Below are 23465 nucleotides of genomic sequence, written 5' to 3'. Positions count from 1 at the left end.
TGAGTGTTTTAGAGCAACAGCACAATCAAAAGCTAAAGCGGGCACGGTCCAAATGTGGGAGCGGGCTTGCTCGCGAAGGTCGTTAACGATGACACTGGCATTCTGGATGAACGCGGCGCTCTCAGGTTTTTCGCGAGCAAGCCCGCTCCCACAGAAAAGCAGCTCTGGATCTTGCCTCTGCTTTTAACACTCAAGCCGGCCGGTAGGCCGCTGTGTTCTTGATCTGCTTTTGATCTTGATCTGCGGGCCCCGTTAACCACGATGGCCGTGCCGGAGTGCGGGCATGCCGAGCCTAGGCGAGGCACCGAGTGATGGGGCAAAGACCTTTTGGTTACTTTTGGCTGGGCCGGCATTCCGGGCGTTTGCCAAAAGTGACCCGCTGTAAGAGCGGAACCATAGGCGGCCGTTACCTAAAAACGGATATGTACCCAATCAACCTACGTAGCCGGCCGAATCGCCTTAATCAGCGACTGCAACGAATACCCCAACCGCGACGCCAACCCCTCAGCCCGCGCAGACACCGCAGCCAGATCAAGCTCCTGATCCAGGTCCGCCGGCACCAAAAGAATCACATTCCCCTCCTTCACCGGCAACTCCCAATAATGCCGGTGATACAACCCACGCAACAATGCCGCCCCCAAAGGCTTGCCATCATCCGTAGCCCACTGATTAATTACCAGCCAGCCCCCCGGATTCAGCTTCTTCTGGCAGTTCTCCAGAAACGTCCAGGCCAGGTGCCCCACTCCAGGACCAACATCCGTATACAGGTCGACAAAAATCAGGTCCGCCGACTCCGCAGTCGGCAACAATTCCAGCGCATCCCCAACGCGGATATACAGCCGAGGATCATCATCCAACCCCAAGTACTCAATAGCCAGGCGCGGCACATCAGGCCGCAACTCAATGGCCTCAACATCTTCCAAAGGCAAAAACTTCAGGCACGCCTGAGTCAAGGTCCCGGCGCCCAAGCCCAGGAACAACGCACTCTCCGGCTGCTCATGGCACAACGCCCCAATCAGCATCGCCCGGGTGTAGTCATACTCGAGCCAACTCGGGTCAGCGGTAAACACACAACTCTGCTCAATGGCATCGCCAAACTCGAGAAAGCGGTAATCGGCCACTTCCAGCACGCGGATCATGCCGAAGTCATCATGGACCTCGGCCAGCAGGCGCTCGACGCGCTCCTCAGACATTGCAACTCCTAACGGCGTGCCAACGGGAAAGGCGGGATTGTCGGCGAACCGGCGGCAGCAGGTCACGTACTAATTGCTGATAACATGACGACCCGACCGCAAATCACTCGAGTTCATGATGAGCCAACCCTGGAGCCCCGACAGCTGGCGCGCCCTGCCGATCCAGCAACAACCCCAGTACCCTGACGCTGCGCACTTGGCGCAGGTCGAGCAGAATCTGGCGAGTTACCCGCCGCTGGTGTTTGCCGGTGAGGCCCGTGAATTGCGCCGTCAGTTTGCCGAGGTGACCCAGGGTCGCGCTTTCCTGTTGCAAGGTGGCGATTGCGCCGAGAGTTTTGCCGAGTTCTCGGCGGCAAAGATTCGCGATACCTTCAAGGTGCTGCTCCAGATGGCGATTGTGATGACCTTTGCCGCCGGTTGCCCGGTGGTCAAGGTCGGGCGCATGGCTGGCCAGTTCGCCAAGCCGCGTTCTTCCAATGATGAAACCATCGACGGCATCACCCTGCCCGCCTACCGTGGCGATATCGTCAACGGCATCGGTTTCGACGAAAAAAGCCGCGTGCCAGACCCGGACCGCCTGCTGCAGTCTTACCACCAGTCCACCGCCACCCTCAACCTGCTGCGGGCCTTTGCCCAGGGCGGTTTTGCCGACCTGCACCAGGTGCACAAGTGGAACCTGGACTTCATCGCCAACTCGGCCCTGGCCGAGAAGTACAGCCAACTGGCCGACCGCATCGACGAAACCCTGGCGTTCATGCGCGCCTGCGGCATGGACAGCTCGCCGCAACTGCGCGAGACCAGTTTCTTCACCGCCCACGAGGCGCTGCTGCTGAACTACGAACAAGCCTTCGTGCGCCGCGACAGCCTGACCAATGACTATTACGACTGCTCGGCCCACATGCTGTGGATCGGTGATCGCACCCGTCAACTGGACGGTGCCCACGTCGAATTCCTGCGCGGGGTGAACAACCCGATCGGGGTCAAGGTCGGCCCGAGCATGAATCCCGATGACCTGATCCGCCTGATCGACATCCTCAACCCGGACAACGACCCAGGCCGCCTGAACCTGATTGCGCGCATGGGGGCGAACAAGGTCGGCGACCATCTGCCGAACCTGATCCGCGCGGTGCAACGTGAAGGCAAGCAGGTGCTGTGGAGTTCCGACCCGATGCACGGCAACACCATCAAGGCCAGCAGCGGCTACAAGACCCGGGACTTCGCGCAGATCCTCAGCGAAGTGAAGGAGTTCTTCCAGGTGCATGAAGCCGAAGGCACGTATGCCGGCGGGATTCATATCGAGATGACCGGCCAGAATGTCACCGAGTGCATCGGCGGCGCGCGGCCGATTACCGAAGACGGGCTGTCGGACCGCTATCACACCCACTGCGACCCTCGGATGAATGCCGATCAGTCGCTGGAATTGGCGTTCCTGATCGCCGAGACGCTAAAACAGGTCAAGCGCTAAGAGCGCCACCCGCAACCGTGCCGCACTGGCCCGCTGGCAATTGAGCTGAATCTGCTCAAGCCCGAGCCAGTCGGCCATCTGCCGCAGACTCAGGGCCAGCGCCTGCATCCCCTCCTCGTCCAGCCCCGGCTCTTCCTCGTGAACGGCATGCACCGCCAAGCGTCCGGCCGCCCGCTCCGCCCGTAGATCCACCCGCGCGGCGATTCGCTCGTTGTGCAGGAACGGCAACACGTAATAGCCGTACACCCGCTTGTCCTGAGGCGTGTAGATCTCCAGCCGGTAGCGGAAATCGAACAAACGCTCGGTACGGCTGCGCTCCCAGATCAGCGAATCAAAAGGCGATAACAGCGCGCTCGCGGGCACCTTGCGCGGGACTTTTGGCGCGGGCAGGCAATAAGCCGGCTGTTTCCAGCCCTGGACCTCACACGTGATCAATTGCCCGTCTTCGACCAGTTCCGCCAGGCGCCCACGGCTGTCGGCCGGGTCGAGGCGGAAGTAGTCCCGCAGGTCTTTTTCGGTGCCCACACCCAATGCCGTGGCGCTATGCAGCAGTAAGCCGCGCTGCGCTTCGGCCTCGTCCAACGGGGCTTGCCGGAGAACGTCGGCCGGAATCACGCGCTCCGGCAGGTCATACAGCCGCTCAAAACCGCGACGCCCGGCGACGGTCACCTGGCCGGCGGCAAACAGCCATTCCAACGCGTGCTTTTCATCGCTCCAGTCCCACCAGGGGCCGGCGCACTCCTCGCGGGTCGACAAACTGCCCGCACCCAGGGCGCCTTGTTGTTCGACGATGCCCAGCACCCGGGCGATGGTGGCCTGCTGCTCGCGACCAAAACGCGCCATTTGCTGATAAATCCCTTGCCCCCGGGCCGCCCGCTCCATGCGCCAGCGCATCAATGGGTACAGCGCCATGGGTAACAGCGAAGCCTCATGCCCCCAATACTCGAACAGCGAACGCCGCCGCCCCGAACTCCAGGCGGCCTGTTCAAGAATCAACGGAGAGTAGTTACCCAGCCGGGAAAACAGCGGCAGGTAGTGCGAGCGCACCACCGCATTCACCGAGTCAATCTGCAATACACCCAAACGCTCAACCAGGCGGTTGACCTGTGCGGCCTTGATCGACGCCGGCGGCTGGCGCCCGGAAAAGCCTTGGGCAGCCAGCGCCAGGCGTCGCGCCTGCTTGAGGGAAAAGGATAACTCTGCGGGCATGTGACTCTCCTTGTGTGCTCGCGAACCACCCTACTGCATCCCGCGTCATTTTCGCAGCGGATCTTCCCAAAAGTGCCGGCGGCTTTCCTGCTCGACATCGCCACGGTTGAGCCCGATGTCCTTGAGCGCCTCATCGCTCATGCTCATCAACAGTTGGCGTTCACGGTGCACGGTCAGCCACCGGGAACCCAGTTGGAGCAGCCCGGAAAACGGCCGCTTCGCCATCAGTACAAAGCCTCTTTGACCTTTCATCATCTCGCCCTCCAGTGGGGATGACTGAAGTCTGTGCCTGGCGCTATGATCAATCCAACGAATGTTTCTTATGCAATACATCTCGGAGATTGATCGATTGTCCAGCTACCCGAGTATCGACACTGAAGTGCTGCGCACCTTCGTCGCCATCGCTGATCAGGGTGGTTTTACTCGCGCCGGCGAGCAGGTCAACCGCACCCAATCGGCGGTGAGCATGCAGATGAAACGCCTGGAAGAGGATGTGTTGCAGCGCAAGTTGTTCGAGCGCGATGGCCGTCAGGTGCGGCTGACGCCCGAAGGCCAGGTGCTGCTGGGCTATGCCCGCAGGATCCTGAAACTGCACAGCGAGGTGTTCAACACCCTGCGTGAGCCGCACATGGTCGGGCTGGTGCGCATCGGCACACCCGACGATTACGTGATGCGCTACTTGCCGGGGATTCTCAAGCGCTTCTCCAAGGCTTACCCGCTGATCCAGATTGAAATGCACTGCGAGTCGTCGCCGATATTGATGCAGCGCCGGGACCTGGCCCTGACGGTCATCAGTCGCGAACCCGGAAATGAGATGGGCGAGCTACTGCGTAATGAGCGGATGGTCTGGGTGGCCGCCCCGTGTTTCTGCCTGGACGATCACAGCGCCCTGCCCTTGGCGATTTCCGGCATGGACAGCTTCTGCACCCAATGGACCCGCGCTGCACTTGATGCCATTGGCCGTGATTATCGCCTGGCGTACCACAGCTCCAACGGTGCGGCGATCCAGGCAGTGGTCGGTGCGGGCCTGGCGGTCACTGTCAGCATGGAGAGCCTGGTAACCGAAGACTTGCGGGTGCTGGGCAGTGAAGAAGGTTTCCCACCGCTGCCCTCAGTCAACCTGCGGCTGTTGCGCAATCCCGGGATGACTTCGCCGATCACCGAATGCCTCGCCGAATACATCCTCGAAGGCTTTAAACTTTAAACGTCAGCATCACCGCACACACCGCCAGGAACCCGCAGAACAGCCCGCGCAGCATACGCTCGGGCATGGCGTGGGCGACTTTAACGCCCCAACTGATGCTGAGCAGGCCGCCGACGGCCAGAGGCACGCCGATCAACCAGTCCACTTCATGGTGCCAGGCGTAGGTCACCAGGGTCACGCTGGTGCTCGGCAGCGCCAGGGCCAGCGACAGCCCCTGGGCGACCACCTGGCTGGTGCCGAAGATGCTGGTCAGCACCGGCGTGGCCACCACCGCGCCGCCCACCCCGAATAAGCCGCCCATGGAGCCGGACGCCGCGCCCAGCACCCCCAGCCACGGCCAGGAGTAGCGCATCTGCGCTGAAGGCGGTGCGTTGTGGGTAAACATTCGCAGCAGGTTGTAGGACGCCAATACCAGTAGAAAGGCGATAAACCCTAAGCGCATCACACCCGCATCAATGCCCACCGCCCAGATCGAGCCCAGCCAGGCGAAGGCAAACCCCATCACGCCCAGCGGTAATGCGTGGCGCAGTTCAATCCGGTTGCGCTGATGATAACGCCACAACGCGAGCATCACGTTCGGCACCACCATCACCAGGGCTGTCCCTTGGGCAATCTGTTGGTCCAGGCCAAAAAACACCCCCAGCACTGGAATCGCAATCAGCCCACCACCAATGCCGAACAAGCCGCCAACAGTGCCCAACGCGACACCCAGAGCCAAATACAACGCTAAATCTGTCACCACTTCGCCCCCGCCTATTCCCAGGCTTTGCATGCTACGCAGTCCGCTCTGGCGCGGAAACGCACAGCAACGCACAATGGCTGTGCCAACTTCGCATAAGCAGACGCTGATGAACCCCAACACCCTGACCGATCAACTCAGCCTGTTTCTCGACGTGTTGGAAACCGGCAGCTTTTCCGCGGCCGCGCGGCGTCACCCGCTCACGCCCTCAGCGGTAGCGCGGCGCATCGACAGCCTGGAAGGCTCGGTGGGTAGCCGGCTGTTTCAACGCAGCACCCATGCCGTGGTGCCGACGCCTGCCGGCCTGGCGTTTGCCGAGCGCGCCCGCCGGATTGTCAGCGAGTTGCAACTGGCGCGGGCCGAAGCGGTGTCGCTGAGCCATGCGCCTGAAGGGTTGATCCGCGTGGACGCGCCGGCTGCCTTCGGTCGACGGCACTTGGCGCCTGCCATTGCTGACTTTCTTAACGTGTACCCGGGCCTCGACGTACACCTGCACTTGATCGACAGCTTTGTCGACATGCAAGGCGAGCATTTGGGCAAAGTCGACCTGGTACTGCGGGCCGGGCATATCGTCGATACCCGGCTGATCGCCACGCCCCTGGCCAGTATCGTGCGCATCGCCTGCGCCAGCCCGGCCTACCTGAAAAGCCGTGGTACCCCGACCCATCCCAGCCAGTTGAACGAACACGACGGCCTGGACTGGGAAGGCCTGGCGCCGATGTTCGCCTGGCGATTTGAACTGGATGGCCGCAAGACCACCTACCGCCCGCAACGCATTCGCATGAGCGCCAACAACGCCGAAGCCCTGCTCTCCGGGGCGCTGGCCGGACTTGGGGTTGCCCACCTCCCGACCTGGCTAGCCAGTGAATACCTGGTGCGCGGCGAACTGGTGCCGCTGTTCTGCGAGAACGGCTTGCCGACGCCTGAAACCGCCGGCATCTATGCCCTGCGCCTGGAGCAACACGCCAACGCCCGCAGCCGGTTATTGCTGGAATACCTCAAGGCACGCTTCAGCCCCATGCCGCCGTGGGATCTTGCGTTGCAAAGCGCCTTTGGCTGACCGAGTGAACAGAATTGTCTGGCGCGTTAAACATTTGCCCGCTAGATTCGAAACCAGACACGTTTTAAGGCACTGCCATGACCAAGCCCCTCGATACCTGCGAATCCTTGCTGCTCGACAACCAACTGTGTTTTGCCCTGCATTCCACCTCGTTGTTGATGACCAAGGTCTACAAACCCCTACTGCAAGCCCTCGGCCTCACCTACCCGCAGTACTTGGCGATGATGGTGCTCTGGGAAGAGGATGGCTTGACCGTCGGCGAAATCAGCAATCGCCTGCTGACGGATCCTGGTTCCTTGACGCCGCTGCTCAAACGCCTGGAAGCCGAAGGCCTGCTCAGCCGGACCCGCAGCCGTGAAGACGAGCGTGTGGTGGTGGTTGAGTTGACCGATGCCGGGCGTGCCCTGCGGGACAAGGCGATGGATATTCCGCAGTGCATTCTGGGCGCAAGCGGGATGGACATCGAACAACTGCGCAAGCTCCAGGGGGATTTACTCGCGCTGCGGAAAAACCTGCAAGTCTCCCTCTAAAGGCACCACGCATCAAAAATGTGGGAGCGGGCTTGCTCGCGAATGCGGTGTGACAGTCACTAGATGCATTGACTGATCCACTGCATTCGCGAGCAAGCCCGCTCCCACATTTGTTTGTGCAGAGCCTCGCCATCAAGGCAGGCAAAATATTTTCAAAATATATATTGCGCACTAACTATTTGCGCGATACATTCACCTCACCACTTACTTATCGCGCAAACAATTAGCGCAAATACAGACGAGGAAATCACCATGCAAACTCTCTATACCGCAGTAGCCACCGCCACCGGCGGCCGTGATGGTCGCGCTGTTTCCAACGACAATATCCTCGACGTAAAACTCTCCACGCCAAAAGAGCTGGGCGGCGCGGGTGGCCAGGCCACCAACCCGGAACAACTGTTCGCCGCCGGTTATTCCGCCTGCTTTATCGGCGCCCTGAAATTCGTCGCCAGCCAGACCAAACGCAAGATCCCGGATGACGCTTCGATCACTGCCCATGTCGGCATCGGTCAAATCCCCGGCGGTTTCGGCCTGGACATCGACCTGCACGTCAGCCTGCCCGGCCTGGCCCAGGACGAAGCACAAAGCCTGGTCGACGCGGCCCACCAGGTCTGCCCGTACTCCAACGCCACCCGTGGCAACGTCGATGTGCGCCTGCACGTGACCGTTTGAACCAAACCGCGCCCACAAAAAAGCCCGACTCATGGTCGGGCTTTTTTTGTCGTACCGGTGGCGCAAGAATTACTTCTTGGCGCGACCTTTGTACGAACCACCTTCACGGGTGTCGATCTCGATCAGGTCGTCGATTTCGATGAAATCGGCCACTTGCAGTTCGGTACCGTTAGCCAGCTTGGCAGGCTTCATCACCTTGCCCGAAGTGTCGCCGCGAGCGGAACCTTCGGTGTAGGCAACCTTACGCACGATAGTGGTCGGCAGCTCTACGGAAACCAGACGGTCTTCGAAGAAGATAGCTTCGCAGACGTCTTCCATGCCTTCTTCCACGAACGGCAGAACGGCTTCGATGTCTTCAGCGTTCAGCTCGTACATGGTGTAGTCGGTGGTGTCCATGAACGTGTAGGTGTCGCCGCTGATGAAGGACAGGGTCGCTTCTTTGCGGTCGAGGATCACGTCGTCCAGTTTGTCATCGGCGCTGTAGACGATCTCGGTCTTGTAACCGGTCAGCAGGTTCTTCAGCTTGGTCTTCATGATTGCGCTGTTACGACCAGATTTGGTGAACTCAGCTTTCTGAACCAGCCAAGGGTCGTTTTCGAGACGGATCACTGTACCGGGTTTCAGTTCTTTACCAGTTTTCATTGCGAATATCCGAAATTTGGATGGGATTTACAAAAATCAAGGTCGCGTATCATATCCAATTTACATAAAACTGTACCAGCGCCGTCGCAAGATCGGTCCGCGAGCCTTGTTCCAGAGCCCATTTCTCGGCATTCGCGGTCACTTCCGGCCAGTGTTCCAGCAGCATTTTCCAGCTATTTGCCATATCGCCATCAGCGTTCCAGGCCTGCCAAAGGCTGACCAACGCGGTTTTCGCGGCCGGTGACAAGCCTTCGGTATACAGCTCGAGAAAGGCGTCCAGCTTGTCCAGATGAATGTCTTCGTCCTGGCGATAGATATGCCACAACAACGGCCGCCCGGCCCATTGCGCCCGCACAAACGAGTCTTCGCCGCGCACGGCGTTGAAGTCGCAGCACCACAACATGCGGTCGTATTGCTCCTGGCGCACGAACGGCAGCATTTGCACGGTCAACCCGTCGCGCCGGTGCACATCGCCGACGTTCAGCGACTCCACACCCAGCCAGCGCTGTACATCGCCGAGAATCCGTCCCTCTGGCACCAGCAGATGGGTAGCGCGCCCATCGGCCGCCAGCACGTCGAGCCAACTGGCCAGCCCGGCGTTTTCATAAGCGAACAACGACATCAGTCGCGCACCGGCTGCCGGGAAAACCCCAAGCGCCTGCAAAAACTGTTGCCGGGCGATGGCGTCTTGCTGGAAGGCATCGCGCTGTTCCAGCAGCCCGTCCTCACGCAGCAAGCCGCCGGTACCGGGACGGAACCCCGGAAAGAAGAAGTACTTTTGCACGCCCTTGAATTTCACCGACGGCAAACCGTGGCAACCCACCACCCAGTCCTCGGCGCTCAGGTAATCCAGGTTCATCCACAGCGGCGAGCATTCGCGTGCGGCCATCGCTTCCATATAGTCAGGCGGCAGTTGGCAGGCGAACGCAGCGATCACCACGTCGGCCGCCTCGGTCGCCGGCCAGTCGGAAGGCCAGTAGCGCACATCAACGCCCTCTTGCCACTGCTGGTGCGCCTGCAGATCAATCTCGGGGCACATGCGTTCAAACGCCCGCAGGTCATCGACCCACAGGCGCACCCCACAACGGTGTTCCGCTACCAATTGCCGGGCCAGGCGCCAGGTCACGCCGATGTCGCCGTAGTTGTCGACGACGCTGCAAAAAATATCCCAGCGGGCTTTCATTCCGGGCTCCAACGCTCAAAGGCTCGATTGTCCGTATAAATGCCTCGATTGCGAAGGGATGATCGCGATTATTCTGCGCGCGGCTGTGGGACAATCGGCGCCACGCCGCACGTGCCTGCCAGGAGGCCATCATGTCTGATCGTTCGTTCTCACTGTTCAAACTCAGTATCGCCGTGGCCTTCGGCCTGTGGCTGGGGTTTATCGCCATTGTGCTGAGCCTGTGGCTGGCGTCCCGCTACCTGCCTGAGCAAACCGTAGCCCCAGTGGCCCGAGTGGTGCAGCAACTGGGCAAGCCGGAGGTGGTTGCACCGGAGCCGCCGAACCGCATGTTCGAGCAGTACCAGGAGAACCTGCGCAAGCAGGAACAACAGCAGACCCTGGACCAGGCTCGCAACAACCCGCGCAACCTGTCCAACCCCAAATGCCAGTTCTGGCTGCAACAGGACCAGAACGCCCCCAACGACAAGAGCCGGGCCAACGTCCTGCAATTTTGCGATTGATCACGAAAGCCGCCCATGAATAAGCACGCCGTTCACCAACTGGTCCTGGACAAACTCGCGGTCGATCTCGATATCGCCCAGCGCGCGGCACAAACCGCGCACGAAACCGCGACCCACGAAGAAAACATCGCCGAGAACAAGTACGACACCCTGGGACTGGAGGCGTCCTACCTGGCCGCCGGCCAGGCCCGGCGCGTCGAGGAGATCAAGCAGGCGCTGACGCTCTGCCAGAACATGCAACTGCGTGCCTACGATGACCAGCGCGGGATCGAAGTGGGCGCATTGCTGGGGCTGGTGGATGAAAACGATCGCCAGCAGTGGCTATTCCTGGCGCCGGACGGCGCAGGATTGAAGGTTGATGTGGTGGGGCAACCGGTGACCGTCATCACCCCACGCTCGCCCCTGGGCAAAAGCCTGCTGGGCAAGTTCGAAGGGGATGAGGTGGAGATTCTGGTGGGGGGCGCTCGGCAACAGTTTGCTGTTACCGAGGTCAAGTAAGCCGATCAGTGAACCGGCAGTTCAACGCCGTCGAACAGTTCTTCCAGTTCCTGCTTGTTGTGGCACTGGATGGCCTTGGCCATCACTTCGCGCGTCAGGTGCGGCGCGAATTTCTCGATGAAGTCGCACATGAAACCCCGCAGGAAGGTGCCGCGGCGGAAACCGATCTTGGTCACGCTGGACTCGAACAGTTCGCTGGCATCGAGCACCACCAGGTCGCTGTCGAGCTTGGTGTCGACCGCCATCTTGGCGACGATACCGACACCCAGGCCCAGGCGTACATAAGTCTTGATGACGTCGGCGTCAGCAGCGGTGAACACCACTTTCGGCGTCAGGCCACGATGACTGAAGGCTTCATCGAGTTTCGAACGGCCGGTGAAACCGAATACGTAAGTCACGATCGGGTATTCAGCCAGGGCTTCCAGGGTCAGCTTCGGCAGCTTGGCCAATGGGTGGCCTTGAGGCACCACGACGCAGCGGTTCCAGCGGTAGCACGGCATCATCACCAGGTCGCCGAACAACTCCAGGGCTTCGGTGGCAATCGCGAAATCGACGGTGCCGTCGGCGGCCATCTCGGCGATCTGCATCGGCGAACCCTGGTGCATGTGCAACGCCACGTCCGGGTACTGCTTGATAAAGCTGCTGATCACCGGCGGCAGCGCATAACGTGCCTGGGTGTGGGTGGTGGCGATCGACAGGGTGCCTTTCTTCTCGTTGGAGAATTCCTGGGCGATCTGCTTGATGCTTTCGACCTTGCGCAGGATCTCGCCGGCAGTGGTGATGATGCGCTCACCGGCCGGGGTGACGCGGGTCAGGTGCTTGCCGCTGCGTGCGAACACTTCAACGCCCAACTCATCTTCGAGCAGGCGGATCTGCTTGCTGATACCGGGTTGCGAGGTGTAAAGGCTTTGAGCGGTAGCGGAAACGTTGAGGTCGTGGTGCGCCACTTCCCAGATGTAGCGCAGTTGTTGAAGCTTCATATGTGTCCCTCAAAGCGGATAGACGCCACGGGTATCAGCGACGGTATATAACTATATTAAAGGTCAGACTGATAAATCTAGAACTTTTTATCGTTTTTTACCCATCACACATCATCACTGCGGCGGCGCTGTAAAAGTGGCACCAGGTATACCGGCACCTGAGACAGCTGCAGCACCCGTGCAGCAGTTCTTCCCAGGGGGGTCGCCACACCGACCGCCTGGCTGTGACTACCTACGATCAACAAATCCACAGAGAGTTTCTGCGACTGGTCGAGAATCACTTCACAGGGGTCGCCTTGGATCACCCGCACCGAACGGATCAACTTGAGGTCCTGCTCCCCTTCCCCCAGTTCCTCGCGAAAACTGTCAAGCACCCGTTGCTCGATGGTCGCCATCACTGTCGTCAGGCCCTGGCTTTGCCATTCACTCAAGGCCTTCTCATCAAGGTAGCTCTGCAACACCGATTCGGCGAACAGCCCGATGGGCTCGACCACGTGAATCACGTACAGATCGGCCTTGAACGTTCGTGCCAGCGCCAGGGCATGTTGCATCACATAAGGCGCGTATAGACCGAGGTCAGTGGCGTACAGCATCGAACGAATCATAGAACCTCCTGGGTAGCCAGGATGGCGGGGATTGATTCAGCTTAGCAGCGCCTTTGGCAGTGCTCAGCCCTCGGTCTGAATTTTCAACTCGTTACTGATGCCGTGGGGTACGTGCCCGGTGGCCACGAACTCCCGGGCCTTCTCGCAATGCCCTTCCTGGTCATCGAAAAACACATCGGCGGCAAAGGCCTCGAGGAACGCCGACTTCTCCAGGCCACCGAGAAACAGCGACTCGTCGAGACGGATATCCCATTCCCGCAGTGTGCGAATCACCCGCTCGTGGGACGGCGCCGAACGGGCGGTGACCAGTGCGGTGCGGATCGGGCAGGACTCGTCCGGGAACTCGCGCTGCAACAAGTTGAGCGCCGCTAGGAAACCCTTGAACGGACCTCCGCGCAACGGCTCGCGTGCCGACTCCCGCTCGCTGGCCTGGAAGGCTTCAAGACCTCCCGACTGATAGATACGCTCGGACTCATCGGAAAACAGCACCGCGTCGCCGTCGAAGGCAATCCGCAATTCGGCACTGGAGGCCCGACGTGCGCCGCCCGACAGGATGGTCGCTGCGGCAAACCCGGCATCCAGGGCGCTGCGCACATCCTCGGCATGGGTGGACAGAAACAGGTGGCAGCCAAACGCTGCCAGGTAGGGATAAGGACTGCGCCCGCCGACGAATGCGGCGCGGGAGATATCCAGGCCGTAATGCTGGATCGAATTGAACACGCGCAGGCCGGTGTCGGCACTGTTGCGCGACACCAGCACCACCTCGACCCGGGCACGGCCGAGGCTGGCGTTGAGGCTCAGGAGTTTTTTCACCAGCGGGAAGGCGTCGCCGGGCTCGAGGATTTCATCCTCGTGGTCGATCTGGTACTTGCGATACGTCTCGACCCCTTGGGCCAGGTAGACCTTGTGGCTTTCGCTCAGGTCGAACAGCGCCCGCGAGGAAATCGCCAGCACCAGTTTGTCGCCCAATCCCTTTGCCATGGTGTTCCCTCCAATCAGCGGTTATGCCGATCCATAAAACTCAAGGCCTGGTACAGCGCCTGCATTCTTGGCAATTCACAACCCGCCGCCTTCGCCGCCGCCAAGGGGCGTGCGTAAATCGCCGCCAGTTCCAGCGGGCGCTTGTGCACGTAATCGTGATACATGCTGGGCAGGTAGTCATCCATGCTTTCAGTCATGGTGAACATCTGCCCGGCGTAACTGGCGGGGATTTCATGCCCGCAGGCGTGGGCGCCCTGCACCACTTCGGCCATCAGCGCCTGGATCAGTTCACGGCTGGATTCATCCGCCATCATCGCCGTGGTGCCAGTGCCGAACACGACGGAGAGACCGTTGTAAGGCACGTTCCACACCAGTTTATGCCAGCGTGCCTGATGCACATTGGCCATGGCCTGGGAGTCGATACCGGCCTGGTGAAACAGCGCGGCGCCTGCTTCGACAATGGCCTGCCGATGAGTGTCATCGTTGGCCGCGGGGCCACTGTGGTAACCCAGGTTGACCCGGCCCAGCGCCTGATGTTCGACAATCCCGGGACCGGAACGGTGCACGCCGATGTAGCACAGGCCACCCAGCAAGTGCAGCGACGGCGGCAAGTGTTCCCGCAGGCTGTCTTCGACATCGAGGCCGTTTTGCAGCAGCACCACCTTGGCGTCCGGGGCGGCGATCTGGGCGATGGTTGGAGCCAGTTCGACATTCCCCGTCGACTTGGTGCCCACCAGCAGCCAGTCGCACGGCGGCATGTCTGCGGCGCGGGCATAGGCCTGCACCGGGTGCAGGTGCACGGTTCCGTGGATTGTGCTGTTGAGTTGCAGGCCGCGCTCGCTGACCGCCGCGTACTCGCTGCGCAGCAGGAAATGCACATCGAAGCCGGCACGCGCGAGCATCACCCCGTAGAAGCCACCGATGGCCCCGGTGCCGATAATCCCGATCCGTGGCGACTGTGTTTTTGCAACTTCGGTCATGGCAATTCCTCTGGTAGTCGTTTGAGCGCCTGCTGCACACCTTGCGTCAGGTCGCCGGCGGTCAGACGCGTCAGTGACGCTAATATTCCATGGAATTTCCCGTCGCACACCACAAACAACGCGGGCAGATGAAAGATCTCGTAGCGCTCTACCGCGCCGCCATTGTGGCCAGCATCCACCCAACAGACCCGGTCCACCGGCAAGTCCCAACCCGGCAGTTGCTGGTGCAGGAAGCGGCAGCGCGAGCATCCGTCACCGGTGAACACCACCAGCGAGGTGCCGGAAAGCCCCAATAATTGCTGGTCGATATCCAGATCGGTAAGGTGCAGTTCTTTCACTATGCTGCTGCCACCGCCATCAACTGGACGGTGCTCGGAGTCCGTGTGCATGGGTCGTTTCTTTCCTCACCCTGATGATGTCGCTGTCGAATTAACCCAACGTCCCATTTCCGGCATTTCCCGCCAACGGCTGCACACTATCGGCCTGGGCGGCGTCGCATGCAATTACCCGGGCGGGCGCCCATTGCACTTTTTGTGCAGACGCCGCGGGATTAAAGCGGCCTTTGCCCATTGTCTCGCAGCCTTGTAACGCGCTAAGGTTCGGCTCCCCGCTGCACTTAAATCATGCTGTGCTCCGCCGCACGGGGATCGCTGGCGGCCGGCACCCGTGACCCTGACGAGTAACACGATGGCTGATTTACCGATCAACGACCTTAACGTCGAATCCAACGAGACCCTGATCACACCCGATCAGCTCAAGCGCGAAATCCCCCTGAGCGACGCTGCCCTGCAGACCGTCACCAAGGGCCGCGAAGTCATCCGTGAGATTCTCGACGGCACCGACCACCGCCTGTTCGTGGTCATCGGGCCGTGCTCGATCCATGACCTCAAGGCTGCCCACGAGTACGCCGAGCGCCTGAAGGTGCTGGCGGCAGAAGTGTCCGACACCTTGTACCTGGTGATGCGCGTCTATTTCGAGAAGCCGCGTACCACCGTCGGCTGGAAAGGCTTGATCAACGACCCGTACCTGGACGACTCCTTCAAGATCCAGGATGGTCTGCACATCGGTCGTCAATTGCTGCTGGACTTGGCGGAAATGGGCCTGCCGACGGCAACCGAAGCCCTGGACCCGATTTCCCCGCAGTACCTGCAAGACCTGATCAGCTGGTCGGCGATTGGTGCACGTACCACCGAATCCCAGACTCACCGGGAAATGGCTTCCGGCCTGTCCTCGGCGGTCGGTTTCAAGAACGGTACCGACGGCGGCCTGACGGTGGCGATCAACGCCCTGCAGTCGGTGTCCAGCCCGCACCGTTTCCTGGGTATCAACCAGGAAGGTGGCGTGTCGATCGTCACCACCAAGGGCAACGCCTACGGTCACGTGGTACTGCGCGGCGGCAACGGCAAGCCCAACTATGATTCGGTCAGCGTGGCCCTATGCGAACAGGCGTTGAACAAGGCGAAGATCAAGCCGAACATCATGGTCGATTGCAGCCACGCCAACTCCAACAAGGACCCGGCCCTGCAACCGCTGGTGATGGAGAACGTGGCCAACCAGATTCTTGAAGGCAACCAGTCGATCATCGGCCTGATGGTCGAAAGCCACCTGAACTGGGGCTGCCAGGCGATTCCAAAGGATCTGGCCGACCTGCAATACGGCGTGTCGATCACCGATGCCTGCATTGACTGGGCTGCCACCGAGACCACCTTGCGCAGCATGCATGCCAAGCTCAAGGACGTGTTGCCCAAGCGCCAACGCGGCTGAGCAAACACTGCGGACACAAAAACGCCGGGCTAAACCCGGCGTTTTTTTTGATCGTTCCCCCGCTCTGCGCGGGAATGCATCCTGGGATGCTCTGCGCCCGCCCTACTCAATGCTCAAAGCTTTGCGGCATGGCGCTGGTGGCGCTCCATATAGCGCTCCACGTAAGAGCAGGACGGGATCACCGTATAACCTGCCTCTTCGGCGAACTTCAACGCTTCCTCGGTCAGCGCGGCAGCAATGCCGCGGCCTCGCAATGCGTTGGGCACGAAGGTGCGATAGATATCCAGGGTCTGCTTCCCAAGGTCCATATAGGTCAGATAGGCACGATGACCGTCCACATTGGTCTCGAACTGATGACCAGCCTGGTCATGGTGGATGGACAACGCCTCGCTCATCACTACTCCTCGCGGGTCTTGGTTTCTGACCCCTACCTTACCGATGTTTTTCCGGCGAAGGAACATCTACGCCACCCGGTGCCGGTTTCGACAACGAGAAAAGCGGCCAGTGCCTTGCACTAGCGCTCACAACCAGCACAGGGAAATAGTAGGCGCCAATCGCACAATTGCTCAAGACGCGCTTGTCTTCCGTTGCGCTGGCGGACATAGAAAGGGCCGATCGAGATTCCTTACGTCGATGGCCTGAACATTGCCGGCAGTTGAAGCTTGAGACGAACACGCGCTCTTAAAGTCACCTCAACATGCACAAAAGATACCGAAGACCGAAAAGACAATCTGAACAATAGTGTCAGGGACGATATATAAAATGACTTATGTTTACATGGCTTAACACATGCCAGCCGGCCCTTTCAGGCTGGATCCAATCCTCGGCCGAGTGCAAAAATCTGGATATTTTTTATACAGACTCTGAAAAGATTAGCCAAAATAGATTGGGCGCGAGAATTTTTTTTGCTTCTTGCGCTACGTCAGTTTACTTACTACAAGTAATGGGTAGTATGTACGCCGGCTATTAGCTCACTCTGAGAAAGTAGCCATTTAATAGAAAGTCCTTGAAGGGGAACACGATGAACAACGTTCTGAAATTCTCTGCTCTGGCTCTGGCCGCAGTTCTGGCTACCGGTTGCAGCAGCGTCTCCAAAGAAACCGAAGCTCGTCTGACTGCAACTGAAGACGCAGCAGCTCGCTCCCAGGCTCGTGCAGACGAAGCCTATCGTAAAGCTGATGAAGCTCTGGCTGCTGCTCAAAAAGCACAACAGACTGCTGACGAAGCTAACGAGCGCGCTCTGCGCATGCTTGAAAAAGCAAGCCGCAAGTAATAATCCTTCGGGGTTGTTATCAAGCCGGTCCATTCTTGGATCGGCTTTTTTTTGCCCGCCATTTGGCTGGATTCCAGACAATAAAAAACCCGTCACCGCGCGAGGCGATAACGGGTTATGGATCGTGCAGGCTTATTGCTGCAGATCGACCGGCGTACTCGACACCATAGGCGCCCCGCCCGGCACGCCGATTTCCGTCGGGATACCGTCTTCAGCCGCCACGACGTCACGCACCTGGTCCCAGTTGACCCGCAGGTTGCTGGACAGGTCTTCACGCTTGAGCAAGGCGTTGATCACCGCAGTGTGCTTGTCGACGACCGATGGCGTGCCATCGTCGTTCAATGGCGTATGCGCTTCCAGGTAGACCTTGCCACCGGCTGCGCCGAACTTGTAGGCGTCGTTGATAATCCGCACCGACGTACCCACCGGCACCATGTCAGCCATTTCCAGCACGTTGTTGTTGAACATGCGGAAGCAGCCGTGACTGGTACGGGTACCGATGCCGAACTTCATGTTGGAACCGTGGATCAGGTAGCCGGGCGTGCCCAAGGTGAACTTGAACGGCCCCAACGGGTTGTCCGGGCCGGCCGGCACGACGTTGGGCAACGGGTCGCCATTGGCGGCGTGCTCGGCCTTGATCGAGGCTGGCGGGGTCCAGGTCGGGTTCGGGATCTTGCCCGTGATGGTGGTGTGAGCCACTGGCGAACCCCAGCCTTCACGGCCAATCCCCAACGGGAACGTGTACACCACGTTCTGGCCCTTGGGGTAGTAATAGAGCCGGTATTCCGCCAGGTTGATCACGATGCCTTCACGGGGGCCGGGCGGCAGGATGAAACGCGTCGGCAACACGATCTCGGTACCCGCCCCCGGCAACCAGGCATCGACGCCCGGGTTGGCGGCGACCATCTCCGAATAGCCCAGGTCGTAGGTGGTGCCCAGGTCAGCGAAGGTATCTTCGTACTTGGCCTTGATCACCTGGACCTGGCCAACGATATCTTCACCCGGTGGCGGCAAAGGCAACTGCAAGGCTGCAGCAGGACCGGCCGCGCAGAGTGCAGCAAGAGACAGGCAGCAGGTGACGGCGGAAAGGCGCGACAACATCCGGGAATTCCTTCGCAGATCGACGGGTTGTAAAAAATGGATTGTACACGGCTGCCCGGCGGGCACCCATATTCAAAGTTCGAAGCGCAGCTCTGGCCAGATCGGCGGTGTGCCGCGTTTTTGCGACTCGAGGATCGCCCGGCACAGGGGGCACAAACGCTGGTCCTGGAAGATCGAGCGATCCACCGACGACCAGCGCGGCTGGGCGGGCAATAACGTACCGCAGAGGGTGCGGTCGATGGACCCGCCCAACTCCAATTGACGCGTCACCAGATGCACCCGGACTTCCTGGCAGGCGAACAGATCCAGCTGTTCGTCAGGCTCGATCAGTTGGTAGGCAAACAGGGACCAGGCAGGACGCGACATCGGGGGCTCCAAATCGGGGGGGCGCCACCTTAGCCGAAAGACCGCTGCTAGAAAAGCGTCATAGCAGTGGTTTTAGCGTTGGCCAGACATTTTCCAGCAACTTGCCCTGCGCGCCAACCGCCGGGTGCAATTGGTCAGCCTGCATCAACTCGGGATGGCCGCCGACGCCTTCAAGGAAAAAGGGCACCAGCGGGACGCTTTTTTCCTTGGCCAGCTCCCCGTAAACCTGCGCAAACGCGGTGGTGTATTTCGGCCCGTAGTTGGGCGGCAACTGCATGCCCAACAGCAGCACCTTGGCACCGCTGGCCTTGGACTGGTCGATCATCGATGCAAGATTTTGTTTCAATTGCGCGGGTGGCTGCCCACGCAGGCCGTCATTGCCGCCCAGCTCAATGATCACCAGGTCCGGCTTATGCTCTGCAAGCGCCGCCGGCAGCCGCGCCAGGCCTCCGGCACTGGTGTCACCGCTGATGGAGGCGTTGACCACTTTATCGTCGAAACCTTCGCTCTTGAGCCGTTGTCCCAACAGCGCTACCCACCCTTTGCTGGTATCCAGCCCGAAACCGGCACTGATACTATCCCCAACGATCAGGACTGTACCCGCCGCTGCGTTCTGGGCCATGCACATCAAGGCCAGGCCAGCACTCAAAAACCACATTCGCATTGGATTCTCCATGGGCGCAAGCATTCTCACCGCGCGAAACCTTAGCAAAGTGGTTCCCAGCGCGGAAGGTGAACTGACTATCCTGCACGAACTGAGCCTGGAACTGAACAAGGGCGATAGCCTGGCTATCGTCGGCGCCTCCGGTTCCGGCAAATCCACCCTCCTCGGCCTGCTGGCCGGCCTCGACCTGCCCAGCAGCGGTGAAGTCACTCTCGCCGGCCAAGCCCTGAGTACTCTCGACGAAGACCAGCGGGCACGCATCCGCGCCGAGCACGTGGGGTTTGTGTTCCAGTCTTTCCAGTTGCTCGACAGCCTCAATGCCCTGGAAAACGTAATGCTGCCCCTGGAACTGGACGGCCGCAAGGACGCCCGCGAACGGGCCAGGCACCTGCTGGAGCGCGTCGGCCTGGGCCAGCGCCTCACCCACTCTCCGCGCCAACTCTCGGGTGGCGAGCAGCAACGGGTAGCGATTGCCCGGGCGTTTGCCGCCGAACCTGACGTGCTGTTTGCCGACGAACCCACCGGCAACCTCGACAGCCACACTGGCGAGCGTATCAGCGACCTGTTGTTCGAACTCAACAAAGAGAGCGGCACGACCCTGGTGCTGGTGACCCATGACGAGCGCCTGGCCCACCGTTGCCGCCGCCTGATCCGTCTTGAAGCCGGCCTGATGGTCGCGCCCCTGGAGCCTTGATGGCACGCTTGCCCTTGTTGCGCCTGTTCAGCCTTGCCCTTCGCCAGTTGCTGCGCGATGCCCGCGCCGGCGAACTGCGTGTGCTGTTCTTCGCCCTGCTGGTGGCCGTCGCTGCCAGCACCGCCATCGGTTACTTCGGTGCACGCCTGAACGGCGCCATGATGTTGCGTGCCACGGAATTCCTCGCGGCCGACCTGGTGCTGGAAGGCAGCTCACCCGCCCGTACCGAGCAAATCCAGAGTGGTACCGAGCTGGGATTGCAACACGCCAGGGTCGTGGAGTTCTCCAGTGTTATTGCCACCGACAACGGCATCCAGCTCTCCAGCATCAAGGCGGTCAACGACGAGTACCCGTTGCGCGGCGAGTTGAAGAGCGCCGCCGAGCCCTTCGGCAAGGAAACCACCGGCGGTTCGCCCAAGCCCGGCGAAGCCTGGGTGGAAGCACGGTTGCTGACAGCGCTGGGCCTGAAAATCGGCGACAGCATCGACGTCGGCATGAAGACCCTGCGCCTGGCCCGCGTACTGACCTACGAGCCGGACCGTGCCGGCAACTTCTATAGCCTGACACCCAGGGTGATGATCAACCTGGCCGACCTCGAGGCCACCGGCGTGGTGCAACCCGGCAGCCGCGTCAGTTATCGCGACCTCTGGCGCGCGCCCCAAGGCGGCACCGTACTGCAAACCTATCGCGACCTGATCAAGCCCGGCCTGGCTGCCAACCAGCGGCTGCAGGATGCTCGCGACGGCAACCAGCAGATCGGCGGCGCCCTGGGCAAGGCCGAACGTTACTTGAACATGGCCAGCCTGGTGGCGGTGCTGCTCTCCGGCGTGGCAGTAGCACTCTCGGCGAACCGCTTCGCCAGCCGACGCTTTGATGCCAGTGCCTTATTGCGCTGTCTCGGACTGTCCCGGCGCGAGACCATGTTGCTGTTCAGCCTGCAATTGACCGTGCTGGGCCTGCTGGCCAGCCTGACCGGCGCCCTGCTCGGCTGGCTGGCGCAATTGGGGTTGTTTGCGCTGCTGCATGACCTGCTGCCGGCGGACGTTCCACCCGGCGGGCTGTTGCCGGCCATTGCCGGGATTGGCACCGGACTGGTCGCCCTCGCCGGTTTTGCCCTGCCGCCATTGGCCGCACTGGGGCGCGTGCCACCGCTGCGGGTATTGCGACGCGACCTGCTGCCGATCCCTTCCAGTACGTGGATGGTCTACGGTGCCGCGCTGTTTGCCCTGGGCCTGATCATGTGGCGCTTGAGCCTCGACCTGGTGCTGACCTTCGCCCTGCTGGGTGGCGGCGTGATTGCTGCACTGGTTCTCGGCGGCCTGCTCCTGCTGCTGTTGCAAAGCCTGCGGCGCCTGCTGGCCCGGGCTTCCCTGCCCTGGCGCCTGGGGTTGGGCCAGTTGCTGCGTCACCCCTTGGCGGCGGCGGGCCAGTCCCTCGCATTCGGGCTGATCCTGTTGTCCATGGGACTGATCGCATTGCTGCGGGGCGAATTGCTGGACACCTGGCAAAACCAGTTGCCCAAGGACGCCCCCAACTATTTCGCCCTGAACATCCTGCCTGCCGACAAAGACACCTTCGGCGCACGTCTGCTGGAATTGCAGGCACAGTCTGCTCCGTTGTATCCGGTGGTGCCGGGACGCTTGATCAGCATCAATGGCGCCCCGGTGCAGGAGATCGTCAGTAAGGATTCCAGCGGCGATCGCGCAGTGCAGCGAGACTTGAGCCTGACCTGGGCCGCCGACCTGCCGCCGGGCAACAAGCTGACAGCGGGCTCGTGGTGGACAGCGCAACCGACCGACGAAATTCCCGGCGTCTCGGTGGAGGCCAAGGTCGCTGACAGCCTGAAACTCAAGCTCAACGATCATCTGGTATTCACCGTGGGCGGGGAAAACCGTGAAGCGCGGGTTACCAGCCTGCGGGAAATCAACTGGGATAACTTCCAGCCGAACTTCTTCATGATCTTCCAACCCGGGACCTTGAAGGACCTGCCGGCCACCTACCTGACCAGCTTCTACCTGGCGCCCGGCCATGACCAGCAGATCGTCGACCTGTCCCGGGCCTTCCCGGCGGTGACCATCCTGCAAGTGGAGGCACTGCTTGAACAGCTGCGCAGCATCCTGGCCCAGGTCACCCTGGCGGTTGAGTACGTGCTGTTGTTTGTCCTGGCCGCGGGGATGGCTGTGTTGTTCTCCGGGCTCCAGGCAACCCTCGATGAGCGGATTCGCCAAGGTGCCCTGCTGCGGGCGCTGGGAGCAGAGCGCAAGTTGCTGGTCAAGGCGCGGCGTATCGAGTTCGGGCTGTTGGGCGCGGTCAGCGGCCTGTTGGCGGCGTTGGGTACGGAACTGGTGACACTGGTGCTGTATCGCTACGCGTTCGACCTGACCTGGCACCCACATCCGTGGCTGTTGCTGCTGCCGGTGATCGGTGCCGTGCTGATCGGCGGAGCCGGTGTGTTCGGCACTCGCCGCGCACTGAACGCCAGCCCGTTGACGGTGCTGCGCGAGGGCTGAAAACGCAGATGGCCCGCACGCGTTCATGCGTACGGGCCATCCGTTGTCACTTCACATATTCGATAGCGGTGATCCACCAGCACACTTCGCCGCCAGGGGTCTGCACGAGCGCCTCGTCATCCACCTCTTTGCGCAACAACGCACGCGCCATGGGTGAGTCGATGGAGATGTAGTCCATGCGCTCATAGATCTCATCGTAACCCACGATGCGAAACCGCTTGGTTTCGCCCTGTTCGTTTTCAATCTCCACCCAGGCGCCGAAAAATACCTTGCCTTCCTGCTCCGGCATGTACTCCACCACGCGCATGTCTTCCAGGCGCTTACGCAAATAGCGCACCCGGCGATCAATTTCCCGCAGCAGCTTCTTGTTGTACTGGTAGTCAGCGTTTTCGCTCCGGTCTCCCAGGGAAGCGGCCCACGTGACTTTACGGGTGGTATCAGGACGCTTTTCTCGCCACAGGTAATCAAGCTCCTTTTTCAGGGCTTCATGACCTTCTTTGGTAATCAGCTTGGTGCTCAAAAGCTCTACATCCCCTGGAAGTTTCCATTTTTCAGACCCGCTGCCGCATCAGGCACAACGTATTTAACGCCCGATGTCGACTGTGGAGGTCGATGATAAATGAACACAGGAAAGTAGCCAGACCCACCGATG

At 60.7% G+C, this 23465-nt stretch carries 27 protein-coding genes and 1 pseudogene; 12 read left to right on the top strand and 16 right to left on the bottom strand.

What is annotated here, in order from left to right; translation table 11 throughout:
• Window positions 1-437: 437 nt before the first annotated feature.
• Window positions 438-1193: a spermidine synthase gene (locus D109_RS0113585; RefSeq protein ID WP_017477383.1), complete on the bottom strand. Its 756-nt coding sequence runs from the start codon at window positions 1191-1193 to the stop codon at window positions 438-440.
• A gap of 118 nt (window positions 1194-1311) precedes the next feature.
• On the opposite strand from D109_RS0113585, the gene D109_RS0113580 reads away from it, so the two are divergent.
• Window positions 1312-2658 (top strand): class II 3-deoxy-7-phosphoheptulonate synthase, encoded by a 1347-nt coding sequence (locus D109_RS0113580; RefSeq protein WP_017477382.1) that lies wholly within the window; start codon window positions 1312-1314, stop codon window positions 2656-2658.
• Here D109_RS0113580 and D109_RS0113575 read toward each other — a convergent pair.
• Together D109_RS0113575 and D109_RS0113570 are read right to left on the bottom strand one after the other, a co-directional pair.
• Entirely contained in the window at window positions 2638-3867 is a 1230-nt protein-coding gene (locus tag D109_RS0113575; RefSeq protein ID WP_017477381.1) for a winged helix-turn-helix domain-containing protein, read from the bottom strand. The two genes, D109_RS0113580 and D109_RS0113575, sit on opposite strands and share 21 nt — an antisense overlap.
• A gap of 45 nt (window positions 3868-3912) precedes the next feature.
• Window positions 3913-4119 (bottom strand): DUF1127 domain-containing protein, encoded by a 207-nt coding sequence (locus tag D109_RS0113570; protein ID WP_026077947.1) that lies wholly within the window; start codon window positions 4117-4119, stop codon window positions 3913-3915.
• Window positions 4120-4189: 70 nt separating this feature from the next.
• Between D109_RS0113570 and D109_RS0113565 the strand changes: the two genes are divergently transcribed.
• Window positions 4190-5071 carry a LysR family transcriptional regulator gene (locus D109_RS0113565; RefSeq protein WP_017477379.1) on the top strand — a complete coding sequence of 294 codons (882 nt, stop codon included), beginning with the start codon at window positions 4190-4192 and terminating at the stop codon, window positions 5069-5071.
• Here the strand turns inward: D109_RS0113565 and D109_RS0113560 are convergent.
• A complete protein-coding gene (locus D109_RS0113560) occupies window positions 5061-5810 on the bottom strand; it encodes a sulfite exporter TauE/SafE family protein (RefSeq protein ID WP_026077945.1) in 750 nt (249 codons plus the stop codon). The genes D109_RS0113565 and D109_RS0113560 overlap by 11 nt on opposite strands.
• A gap of 109 nt (window positions 5811-5919) precedes the next feature.
• Here D109_RS0113560 and D109_RS0113555 point away from each other — a divergent pair, with 109 nt between their 5' ends.
• The 3 genes from D109_RS0113555 (at window position 5920) to D109_RS0113545 (ending at window position 8072) form a co-directional block, all read left to right on the top strand.
• Window positions 5920-6870, top strand: coding sequence for a LysR family transcriptional regulator (locus tag D109_RS0113555; RefSeq protein WP_017477377.1), 951 nt, complete (start codon window positions 5920-5922; stop codon window positions 6868-6870).
• Window positions 6871-6947: 77 nt separating this feature from the next.
• Window positions 6948-7400, top strand: coding sequence for a MarR family winged helix-turn-helix transcriptional regulator (locus D109_RS0113550; RefSeq protein ID WP_017477376.1), 453 nt, complete (start codon window positions 6948-6950; stop codon window positions 7398-7400).
• 252 nt (window positions 7401-7652) lie between these two features.
• Window positions 7653-8072 (top strand): organic hydroperoxide resistance protein, encoded by a 420-nt coding sequence (locus tag D109_RS0113545; protein ID WP_017477375.1) that lies wholly within the window; start codon window positions 7653-7655, stop codon window positions 8070-8072.
• A gap of 69 nt (window positions 8073-8141) precedes the next feature.
• On the opposite strand, the gene D109_RS0113540 is transcribed toward D109_RS0113545, so the two are convergent.
• Window positions 8142-8714: an elongation factor P gene (locus D109_RS0113540; RefSeq protein ID WP_003218698.1), complete on the bottom strand. Its 573-nt coding sequence runs from the start codon at window positions 8712-8714 to the stop codon at window positions 8142-8144.
• Window positions 8715-8763: 49 nt separating this feature from the next.
• Window positions 8764-9897, bottom strand: coding sequence for an elongation factor P maturation arginine rhamnosyltransferase EarP (earP, locus tag D109_RS0113535; protein WP_017477374.1), 1134 nt, complete (start codon window positions 9895-9897; stop codon window positions 8764-8766).
• A gap of 131 nt (window positions 9898-10028) precedes the next feature.
• On the opposite strand from earP, the gene D109_RS0113530 reads away from it, so the two are divergent.
• Window positions 10029-10397, top strand: coding sequence for a hypothetical protein (locus tag D109_RS0113530; protein WP_017477373.1), 369 nt, complete (start codon window positions 10029-10031; stop codon window positions 10395-10397).
• A gap of 15 nt (window positions 10398-10412) precedes the next feature.
• On the top strand, window positions 10413-10895 hold the full coding sequence (locus D109_RS0113525; RefSeq protein WP_017477372.1) for a GreA/GreB family elongation factor: 483 nt from the start codon (window positions 10413-10415) through the stop codon (window positions 10893-10895).
• Between the two features lie 5 nt (window positions 10896-10900).
• Here the strand turns inward: D109_RS0113525 and cysB are convergent, their stop codons facing one another.
• From cysB to D109_RS0113500, 5 genes are all read right to left on the bottom strand, one after another.
• Window positions 10901-11875: an HTH-type transcriptional regulator CysB gene (gene cysB / locus D109_RS0113520; protein ID WP_010176165.1), complete on the bottom strand. Its 975-nt coding sequence runs from the start codon at window positions 11873-11875 to the stop codon at window positions 10901-10903.
• A gap of 104 nt (window positions 11876-11979) precedes the next feature.
• Entirely contained in the window at window positions 11980-12480 is a 501-nt protein-coding gene (locus D109_RS0113515; protein WP_017477371.1) for a universal stress protein, read from the bottom strand.
• Window positions 12481-12543: 63 nt separating this feature from the next.
• Window positions 12544-13461: a 5'-nucleotidase gene (locus D109_RS0113510; RefSeq protein ID WP_017477370.1), complete on the bottom strand. Its 918-nt coding sequence runs from the start codon at window positions 13459-13461 to the stop codon at window positions 12544-12546.
• 14 nt (window positions 13462-13475) lie between these two features.
• Complete coding sequence (locus tag D109_RS0113505; protein ID WP_017477369.1) at window positions 13476-14441, bottom strand: putative 2-dehydropantoate 2-reductase; 966 nt, start codon at window positions 14439-14441, stop codon at window positions 13476-13478.
• Complete coding sequence (locus D109_RS0113500) at window positions 14438-14830, bottom strand: hypothetical protein (RefSeq protein ID WP_017477368.1); 393 nt, start codon at window positions 14828-14830, stop codon at window positions 14438-14440. Before D109_RS0113500 ends, D109_RS0113505 begins: the two co-directional genes overlap by 4 nt.
• Here D109_RS0113500 and D109_RS1000000132855 point away from each other — a divergent pair.
• Both D109_RS1000000132855 and D109_RS0113495 read left to right on the top strand, forming a co-directional pair.
• Window positions 14829-14951, top strand: a pseudogene (locus D109_RS1000000132855) (PilZ domain-containing protein); the annotation flags it as partial. The gene D109_RS0113500 and the pseudogene D109_RS1000000132855 overlap by 2 nt on opposite strands.
• A 177-nt stretch (window positions 14952-15128) precedes the next feature.
• On the top strand, window positions 15129-16205 hold the full coding sequence (locus D109_RS0113495) for a 3-deoxy-7-phosphoheptulonate synthase (protein WP_017477367.1): 1077 nt from the start codon (window positions 15129-15131) through the stop codon (window positions 16203-16205).
• A gap of 113 nt (window positions 16206-16318) precedes the next feature.
• On the opposite strand, the gene D109_RS0113490 is transcribed toward D109_RS0113495, so the two are convergent.
• Window positions 16319-16600: a GNAT family N-acetyltransferase gene (locus D109_RS0113490; RefSeq protein WP_003189869.1), complete on the bottom strand. Its 282-nt coding sequence runs from the start codon at window positions 16598-16600 to the stop codon at window positions 16319-16321.
• 626 nt (window positions 16601-17226) lie between these two features.
• Here D109_RS0113490 and oprI point away from each other — a divergent pair.
• Window positions 17227-17478, top strand: coding sequence for an outer membrane lipoprotei OprI (gene oprI, locus D109_RS0113485; protein ID WP_003172710.1), 252 nt, complete (start codon window positions 17227-17229; stop codon window positions 17476-17478).
• 132 nt (window positions 17479-17610) lie between these two features.
• On the opposite strand, the gene D109_RS0113480 is transcribed toward oprI, so the two are convergent.
• The 3 genes from D109_RS0113480 to D109_RS0113470 all read right to left on the bottom strand — a co-directional run bounded on the left by D109_RS0113480 (window position 17611) and on the right by D109_RS0113470 (window position 19609).
• Complete coding sequence (locus D109_RS0113480; protein WP_017477366.1) at window positions 17611-18579, bottom strand: L,D-transpeptidase family protein; 969 nt, start codon at window positions 18577-18579, stop codon at window positions 17611-17613.
• A 72-nt stretch (window positions 18580-18651) separates the two neighbouring features.
• Window positions 18652-18945, bottom strand: coding sequence for a hypothetical protein (locus D109_RS0113475; RefSeq protein WP_003218723.1), 294 nt, complete (start codon window positions 18943-18945; stop codon window positions 18652-18654).
• 58 nt (window positions 18946-19003) lie between these two features.
• Window positions 19004-19609 (bottom strand): arylesterase, encoded by a 606-nt coding sequence (locus D109_RS0113470; RefSeq protein ID WP_026077944.1) that lies wholly within the window; start codon window positions 19607-19609, stop codon window positions 19004-19006.
• Window positions 19610-19619: 10 nt separating this feature from the next.
• Between D109_RS0113470 and D109_RS0113465 the strand changes: the two genes are divergently transcribed.
• Entirely contained in the window at window positions 19620-20303 is a 684-nt protein-coding gene (locus tag D109_RS0113465) for an ABC transporter ATP-binding protein (RefSeq protein ID WP_010176179.1), read from the top strand.
• Entirely contained in the window at window positions 20303-22813 is a 2511-nt protein-coding gene (locus D109_RS0113460; protein ID WP_017477364.1) for an ABC transporter permease, read from the top strand. Before D109_RS0113465 ends, D109_RS0113460 begins: the two co-directional genes overlap by 1 nt.
• 46 nt (window positions 22814-22859) lie before the next feature.
• Here the strand turns inward: D109_RS0113460 and greB are convergent, their stop codons facing one another.
• Complete coding sequence (gene greB / locus D109_RS0113455; protein WP_017477363.1) at window positions 22860-23333, bottom strand: transcription elongation factor GreB; 474 nt, start codon at window positions 23331-23333, stop codon at window positions 22860-22862.
• Between the last annotated feature and the right edge of the window lie 132 nt (window positions 23334-23465).

Source organism: Pseudomonas sp. PAMC 26793 (genome assembly GCF_000313235.1).
In the GTDB taxonomy this organism is placed as follows: Bacteria; Pseudomonadota; Gammaproteobacteria; order Pseudomonadales; family Pseudomonadaceae; genus Aquipseudomonas; species Aquipseudomonas yamanorum.
The sequence above is the reverse complement of the archived record's forward strand: the minus strand, read 5'-3'. Positions and strand labels throughout refer to the sequence as shown.

Coding starts and splice junctions, on each gene's coding strand:
- D109_RS0113500 (WP_017477368.1), bottom strand. CDS start 14,830: ATGCACACGGACTCCGAGCACCGTCCAGTTGATGGCGGTGGCAGCAGC.
- D109_RS0113510 (WP_017477370.1), bottom strand. CDS start 13,461: ATGGCAAAGGGATTGGGCGACAAACTGGTGCTGGCGATTTCCTCGCGG.
- D109_RS0113475 (WP_003218723.1), bottom strand. CDS start 18,945: ATGTCGCGTCCTGCCTGGTCCCTGTTTGCCTACCAACTGATCGAGCCT.
- D109_RS0113470 (WP_026077944.1), bottom strand. CDS start 19,609: ATGCGAATGTGGTTTTTGAGTGCTGGCCTGGCCTTGATGTGCATGGCC.
- D109_RS0113550 (WP_017477376.1), top strand. CDS start 6,948: ATGACCAAGCCCCTCGATACCTGCGAATCCTTGCTGCTCGACAACCAA.
- D109_RS0113495 (WP_017477367.1), top strand. CDS start 15,129: ATGGCTGATTTACCGATCAACGACCTTAACGTCGAATCCAACGAGACC.
- oprI (WP_003172710.1), top strand. CDS start 17,227: ATGAACAACGTTCTGAAATTCTCTGCTCTGGCTCTGGCCGCAGTTCTG.
- D109_RS0113465 (WP_010176179.1), top strand. CDS start 19,620: ATGGGCGCAAGCATTCTCACCGCGCGAAACCTTAGCAAAGTGGTTCCC.
- D109_RS0113505 (WP_017477369.1), bottom strand. CDS start 14,441: ATGACCGAAGTTGCAAAAACACAGTCGCCACGGATCGGGATTATCGGC.
- cysB (WP_010176165.1), bottom strand. CDS start 11,875: ATGAAGCTTCAACAACTGCGCTACATCTGGGAAGTGGCGCACCACGAC.
- D109_RS0113460 (WP_017477364.1), top strand. CDS start 20,303: ATGGCACGCTTGCCCTTGTTGCGCCTGTTCAGCCTTGCCCTTCGCCAG.
- D109_RS0113540 (WP_003218698.1), bottom strand. CDS start 8,714: ATGAAAACTGGTAAAGAACTGAAACCCGGTACAGTGATCCGTCTCGAA.
- D109_RS0113530 (WP_017477373.1), top strand. CDS start 10,029: ATGTCTGATCGTTCGTTCTCACTGTTCAAACTCAGTATCGCCGTGGCC.
- D109_RS0113570 (WP_026077947.1), bottom strand. CDS start 4,119: ATGAAAGGTCAAAGAGGCTTTGTACTGATGGCGAAGCGGCCGTTTTCC.
- D109_RS0113555 (WP_017477377.1), top strand. CDS start 5,920: ATGAACCCCAACACCCTGACCGATCAACTCAGCCTGTTTCTCGACGTG.
- D109_RS0113545 (WP_017477375.1), top strand. CDS start 7,653: ATGCAAACTCTCTATACCGCAGTAGCCACCGCCACCGGCGGCCGTGAT.
- D109_RS0113580 (WP_017477382.1), top strand. CDS start 1,312: ATGAGCCAACCCTGGAGCCCCGACAGCTGGCGCGCCCTGCCGATCCAG.
- D109_RS0113585 (WP_017477383.1), bottom strand. CDS start 1,193: ATGTCTGAGGAGCGCGTCGAGCGCCTGCTGGCCGAGGTCCATGATGAC.
- earP (WP_017477374.1), bottom strand. CDS start 9,897: ATGAAAGCCCGCTGGGATATTTTTTGCAGCGTCGTCGACAACTACGGC.
- D109_RS0113515 (WP_017477371.1), bottom strand. CDS start 12,480: ATGATTCGTTCGATGCTGTACGCCACTGACCTCGGTCTATACGCGCCT.
- D109_RS0113575 (WP_017477381.1), bottom strand. CDS start 3,867: ATGCCCGCAGAGTTATCCTTTTCCCTCAAGCAGGCGCGACGCCTGGCG.
- D109_RS0113525 (WP_017477372.1), top strand. CDS start 10,413: ATGAATAAGCACGCCGTTCACCAACTGGTCCTGGACAAACTCGCGGTC.
- D109_RS0113490 (WP_003189869.1), bottom strand. CDS start 16,600: ATGAGCGAGGCGTTGTCCATCCACCATGACCAGGCTGGTCATCAGTTC.
- D109_RS0113565 (WP_017477379.1), top strand. CDS start 4,190: ATGCAATACATCTCGGAGATTGATCGATTGTCCAGCTACCCGAGTATC.
- D109_RS0113480 (WP_017477366.1), bottom strand. CDS start 18,579: ATGTTGTCGCGCCTTTCCGCCGTCACCTGCTGCCTGTCTCTTGCTGCA.